Here is a 6,006-nt window from a genome sequence, read left to right as displayed (position 1 = left end):
GGGCGGCAACGATGACCGACCTCCGGTCCCTCGCCGACCGGCTCGAAATCGAGGCGCTGCGCGGGGAGTTCACCGACGCCGGGATGATGCGCGACTACGACCGGTTCGCGTCGCTGTTCACCGACGACGGCGTGTGGAAGATTCCCGGCGCCGGTGTCGAGTTCCGCGGCAGGGCGGAGATCCGCGCCGGGATCGAACGGCTGCAAGGTGGTTGGGACTACTTCGTCCAGACCGTGCACCCCGGTTGGATCGGCATCGAGGGCGACACGGCCGCGGGCCGTGCCAACGTCGCGGAGTTCGGGCGGCTGCGCGACGGCGGCTCGCACGCGAACCACGCCGTTTACCACGACCGCTACCGGCGCACCCCGGACGGCTGGAGGTTCGCCCAACGCGACTACGAGGTCAGGTATCTCGACACGACCCCGCTGACGGGCTCGGCGCCGTAGCGAACGAGCGGCACCCTGGCCCGGCCCGTGCCTGGTTAGGGTGTCGCACATGCCGATGTTCGCCTTCGAGGGCAAGACTCCGCAGGTCCATCCCGATGCCTGGATCGCACCCACCGCGACGCTGATCGGCGACGTTGTCGTCGAGAAGGGCGCCTCCGTCTGGTACGGCGCGGTGCTCAGGGCCGACTTCGGCAGGATCCTGATCCGCGAGGGCTCCAACGTGCAGGACAACTCGGTGCTGCACGTCGGCGACGGCGTGTGCGAGGTGGGTCCTGACGCGACGGTCGGCCACTCGTGCGTCGTGCACGACTGCACCGTCGGCGAGAAGGCCCTCATCGGCAACCACGCGACGGTGCTCGACAATGCGACGGTCGGCGCGCGCACCCTCGTGGCTGCCGGGTCGACCGTTCCGCCGAACACCGACGTTCCCTCGGACGTCGTCGCGGTCGGCAGCCCGGCGAAGAAGTTCCTGCCGCAGTCGGAGTCCGCGCGCGGCTGGGTCGAGCACAACGCCGAGATCTACCGGCAACTCGCCCGCAGGCACGCGGAAACCATCAAGCCCGTGGATTGACCTTGACCCCCAACTGCCCCGCCGCGCGAGTCGTGCGTTCCCGACCGCGAGTCGTGCGTTCCCGACGGCGAGTCGTGCGTTCTGGCACGCGACCGGCGTACGGCCGGGCAAGGAGTCAACGAACCGGAGCGGACGCGGTGCCGAGCGGGGACTCGCGGGCCTGAGCGCACGACTCGTGTGCTGGAGCAAGGGAACGGTTCACCCGCACCGCCCTGGCGGGCGGCTACTGGCGCTGAGCTGCCGGGCTCGTGCAGTAGTGGCTGAGCGCTCACTGCCGGTAGCGTCGTCAGCTACGCTGCCAGTCGTGCCTGAACAGACATGGCCTCAGAATCCCGCGACGCCCGTCATCGAGTACCGATCCGGTCGGTGGGCGTTCATCGGCGGGCTAGCCATGTGCGTCTTCTTCGGATTGGTCGCCCTCTTCCCGGAGGTCGGGAGCCCCTCGGGATCGTCGAAATCGAAAAATCTCTCCCCGACCGCCGCGTCGTTCCTCTTCGGCGCGCTCGCGCTGGGCGGCCTGCTGATCATGGTCGGCTCCGTCCCCCGCACGCACCGCTTCGTGGTCGACGGACGTGGACTGCGGTGGTGGGCCGGCCGCAAATCCGACCTGATCGAGTGGGAGGAGGTGCGTGCCGTCCGCGGCCAGGAACCGCGCCCGCCGGTCAAGGGAGACCCGAACTCGAAGGCCGTGCGCTCGGCCCTGGTGTTCACTCCCGTGGACCGTCACTTCGCCACCCGTCACGCAGCGCTGTTGAAACCCCCGCCCACTGCCGGTCTGGAAGTGGAACTGAAACTGCCGAACATCGCCACGGTCCGACAGTTGACCCAGGAGATAGCCAGAGTCCGGCCGGATTTACTCCACTAGGCAGGGGCAGCGCCCCGCGGCGGTGACGTTTACGCAGCTGTGTAGCGCTTCCGTTCGGTCCGATCCGAACGACGCCGCAGATTCGCCGAGCACGCATGGCCGCGCTCAATTGCCGACGACCCGCTCGTCGCTATCGCTTGTTCCTTCGATACGGCACGGCGACCAGCCGCGCCGACTCCACTACCATCGAGGGCGCAGTAGCGACTGGCGCCATCGAGGTGGAGCACCACCGGGGAGCGAAACAGGGCCGGCACCGCGCGCCTGGGTGCCCGCGAGGTCCGCCGCATGCCAGGAGTTCGTGACATGACGCATCAGCCAGCGATTCCCACGTTGTCCTCCGCCGACCCCGAGATCGCCGGGTTGATCGAGGCGGAGGCCGCTCGCCAGCACGACAAGATCCGCCTCATCGCGTCGGAGAACTACGTGTCGCAGGCGGTGCTCGAGGCCACCGGCACGGTGCTCACCAACAAGTACTCCGAGGGCTACGCGGGCAAGCGCTACTACGAGGGCCAGCAGCTGATTGACCCCGTCGAGCTGCTCGCCATCGAGCGCGCCAAGGCGGTGTTCGGCGTCGAGCACGCCAACGTGCAGCCCTACTCCGGCTCCCCGGCCAACCTCGCCGCCTACCTCGCGTTCGCACAGCCCGGCGACACGGTGCTGGGCATGGCGCTGCCCGACGGCGGTCACCTCACCCACGGCTGGTCGGTCTCCGCGACGGGCAAGTGGTTCAACGCGGTGCGCTACGGCGTGCGCAAGGAGACGGGCAGGGTCGACCTCGACCAGGTGCGCGACCTCGCCCGCGAGCACCGGCCCAAGCTGATCTTCGCCGGCGGCACCGCGATCCCGCGCACGATCGACTTCCCCGCGTTCGCCGAGATCGCCCGCGAGGTCGACGCCGTGCTCGTGGCCGACATCGCGCACATCGCGGGCCTCGTCGCCGGTGGCGCGCACCCCTCGCCCGTCGGCCACGCGCCGGTGATCACCACGACCACGCACAAGACGCTGCGCGGCCCGCGCGGCGCGATGATCCTCTCCGACGCCGAGCACGCCAAGGCCGTCGACAAGGCCGTGTTTCCCGGCCTGCAGGGCGGGCCGCACAACCACACGACGGCCGCGATCGCCGTCGCACTCGGCGAGGCCGCCAAGCCCGGTTTCCGCGACTACGCCCACGCCATCGTGGCCAACGCCAGGGCGCTCGCCGAGGCGCTCATCGAGCGCGGCTACGACCTCGTCTCCGGCGGCACCGACAACCACCTGCTGCTGGTGGACCTCACCAGCAAGCAGATCGGCGGCAAGCCCGCCGCCAAGGCGCTGGACGCGGCCGGCATCGAGCTGAACTACAACACCGTGCCGTTCGACCCGCGCAAGCCGTTCGACCCGTCCGGCATCCGCCTCGGCACCGCCGCGATCACCACGCGCGGGCTGAAGCCGGAGCACCAGCCGCTGATCGCCGAGTGGATCGACCGCACCATCACCGCTGCCGTCGCCGAGGACACCGCGGCGCTGCAGAAGATCTCCGCCGAGGTCCGCGAGCTGCTCTCGGCGTTCCCGATTCCGGGCTACCGGGCCTGAGTACGCCGGACGCCCCGTGACCCGAGGGCCACGGGGCGTCCGGAAGGGCCTGGGAGATCAGTGCTCGCCGTTGTCGGCGGCCTCCTTCTCGCGGCGCTCGGCCTCACGCTCGTACGAGCGCTTGATCTCGGTCTCCGCGTCGACGCGGCTGACCCACGTGGAGCCCTCCACGCTCTTGGCGGGCTCGAGGTCCTTGTACACCTGGAAGAAGTGCTCGATCTCGAGCTTGTGGAACTCGTTCAGGTGGTGGATGTCGCGCAGGTGCTCCAGGCGGGGGTCGTCGGAGGGCACCGCGAGGACCTTGTCGTCCGGGCCCTTCTCGTCACGCATACGGAACATCCCGATGGCGCGGCACCTGATGAGACAGCCCGGGAACGTGGGCTCCTGCACCAGCACCAGCACGTCCAGGGGGTCACCGTCCTGGCCGAGCGTGTCGTCGATGAAGCCGTAGTCGGCCGGGTACTGGGTGGCCGTGAACAGGGTGCGGTCGAGCTTGATGCGCCCCGTCTTGTGGTCCACCTCGTACTTGTTGCGCTCCCCCTTGGGGATTTCGATCGTGACGTCGAATTCCACGCCGCGTCCTCGCTGCCTCGTCGCCTGCGTGCCGCGTCCGGGCGGCTCACATTGTCCAGTTACCGTCCTCACTAGTGTGGACCACGGATCGGACGGGTGCCGCACTGCTGGCCGCAAGTGTGACGTTGGCCCCGTCGAAAGCGGCGAGGAGGGGTGTGTGCCCGGCACGGACGAGACGCCAGAGCCCGCGTGGCCGTCGGCCGACCACGACGCGGCGGGCGAGAACGAGCCGGAGGGCAGAACCCACGAGCTGCCGATGCCGAAGGCGAGCCTGCCGGAGCAGCCCACGATGTTCGTGCCGAAGGTCGCCGCTCCGCCTCCGCCTCGGCCCCAGCAGCAGCCGCGCCCGCAGGCCCGGCCACAATCTCAGCAGCCGCAACCCCAGCAGCCGCCACCTCCGCGGCCCCAGCCTCAGCAACCTCGTCAGCCGCCCCCGGCTCCGGGGCGCATCGAGATCAAGCCGGCGAGCGCGCACGCCGTGCCCATGCGGATCGAGCCGACCGGGGAGCAGCACCCCGCCGAGACGAAAACGGAGGCCGAGGAGCCGCAGCGGGAGGAACCGGCCGAGCGCCCGCCAAGGCGCGGGCGCCGCGCGTGGTGGATCGCCGGTGCGGCCGTGGTGCTCGTGGTGGCCCTCGGTGTCGTCGCGGCCCTGCCGTACGTCTCCAACCGGCTCGGCCTGCCGTGGGCGCCGAACGCGCCCAAGGCCGATCCGCCGCAGCCGGTCGCCGTCAGCCGTGACCTCGCCGGCCCCTCGACGTCCGGCCCGGCGCCGACCCCGGCGGGCGTCTCGCAGGCCATCTCCGGTGCCGTGAGCAACCCGGCGCTCGGCACGCTCACCGGCACGGTGATCGACCCGGTCACCGGCACGACGCTGTGGGAGCGGAACGCGGGACAGCCGATCACGCCCGCGTCCACCACCAAGGTCCTCACTGCGGCGGCCGCGTTGCTGGCCCTCGACCACGGCACGCAGTTCTCCACCAAGGTCGTCGAGGGCTCCGAACCGGGCAGCGTCGTGCTCGTCGCGGGCGGTGACATCACCCTCTCCTCGCTGCCCGACGGCCAGGAGTCGGTCTACCGGGGAGCCGCGCACCTCGACGACCTCGTCGCCCAGGTCAAGGAGGCCACCGGCGGCAACGTCAGTCAGGTCCAGCTCGACCTCGGCGCGTTCAGCGGTCCCACGTCCGCGGAGGGCTGGGCGCCGGAGGACGCACCGTCCACGTACATGGCGCCCGTCGAGCCCGCGATGCTCGACGGCGGCCGCAGCGTGCCCGGCGACGACGGGTCGATGCGCACCGGCCGGCCCGCCGAACAGCTCGCCGGCGAGTTCGCGAGCAGGCTCGGCGCGCAGGTCGCGAGCACCCCGACCACCACGGCGCCGCAGGGCGCCCGCGTGCTCGGCGAGGTCAAGTCGGCACCGCTGACCGAGCTCGTCGACACCGCGCTGTCGATCTCCGACAACCTCCTCGCCGACGTCATCGCGCGGCACGTCGCGATCGCCGAGGGCGCCGAGCCGTCGTTCACGGGCGGCGCGCAGGCGACGCTCGACGTGCTCTCCCGCAACGGGTTCGACGTCAGCGGGGTCGAGCTGAGCGACGGCAGCGGGCTTTCCCTGCGCAACAAGGTCCCCGCGAAGCTGCTGGGCGAGCTGCTCTCCGTCGCGGCGGCCCCGGACGGCAAGGGCGACCCGCGCACCGCGAAGCTGCGCCCACTGCTCGGCGGACTGCCCGTCGCGGGCGGCAGCGGCACGCTGGCCGAGCGCTACACCCAGGCCGCCGCGGCGGAGGGCAAGGGCTGGGTCCGGGGCAAGACCGGCACGATCCCCTCCGACGGCATCAACTCCCTCGCCGGGGTCGTGCTCGACACGGACGGGCGGGTGCTGGTGTTCGCGCTCATGACCGTCGGCTCGCAGACCGAGGCCGGACGTGCGGGACTGGACGCGATCACGGCGACTTTGCGCGGGTGTGGCTGCGGCTGAC

At 71.1% G+C, this 6,006-nt stretch carries 6 protein-coding genes and 1 riboswitch; of the genes, 5 read left to right on the top strand and 1 reads right to left on the bottom strand.

Annotated features, from left to right (window positions below):
• From BA062_RS37390 to BA062_RS37375, 4 genes are all read left to right on the top strand, one after another.
• A partial coding sequence (locus BA062_RS37390; protein WP_245960220.1) for a nuclear transport factor 2 family protein occupies positions 1–446 on the top strand: 446 nt, incomplete at its 5' end.
• 49 nt (positions 447–495) lie between these two features.
• Positions 496–1,017, top strand: coding sequence for a gamma carbonic anhydrase family protein (locus BA062_RS37385; protein WP_110343875.1), 522 nt, complete (start codon positions 496–498; stop codon positions 1,015–1,017).
• A 304-nt stretch (positions 1,018–1,321) separates the two neighbouring features.
• Positions 1,322–1,882 carry a hypothetical protein gene (locus BA062_RS37380; protein ID WP_110343860.1) on the top strand — a complete coding sequence of 187 codons (561 nt, stop codon included), beginning with the start codon at positions 1,322–1,324 and terminating at the stop codon, positions 1,880–1,882.
• Positions 1,883–2,080: 198 nt separating this feature from the next.
• Positions 2,081–2,156, top strand: a riboswitch (ZMP/ZTP riboswitch).
• 29 nt (positions 2,157–2,185) lie between these two features.
• Positions 2,186–3,454 (top strand): serine hydroxymethyltransferase, encoded by a 1,269-nt coding sequence (locus BA062_RS37375; protein WP_110343859.1) that lies wholly within the window; start codon positions 2,186–2,188, stop codon positions 3,452–3,454.
• Between the two features lie 57 nt (positions 3,455–3,511).
• Here the strand turns inward: BA062_RS37375 and BA062_RS37370 are convergent, their stop codons facing one another.
• Positions 3,512–4,027 carry an inorganic diphosphatase gene (locus BA062_RS37370; RefSeq protein WP_110343874.1) on the bottom strand — a complete coding sequence of 172 codons (516 nt, stop codon included), beginning with the start codon at positions 4,025–4,027 and terminating at the stop codon, positions 3,512–3,514.
• A gap of 157 nt (positions 4,028–4,184) precedes the next feature.
• Between BA062_RS37370 and dacB the strand changes: the two genes are divergently transcribed.
• Positions 4,185–6,005 (top strand): D-alanyl-D-alanine carboxypeptidase/D-alanyl-D-alanine endopeptidase, encoded by a 1,821-nt coding sequence (dacB, locus tag BA062_RS37365; RefSeq protein ID WP_245960219.1) that lies wholly within the window; start codon positions 4,185–4,187, stop codon positions 6,003–6,005.
• The last annotated feature ends 1 nt before the right edge of the window (position 6,006 follow it).

Source organism: Prauserella flavalba, assembly GCF_003202235.1.
Classification (GTDB): Bacteria; Actinomycetota; Actinomycetes; order Mycobacteriales; family Pseudonocardiaceae; genus Prauserella_A; species Prauserella_A flavalba.
Note: the sequence above shows the minus strand (reverse complement) of the source record. Positions and strands in the feature narration are given on the sequence as shown.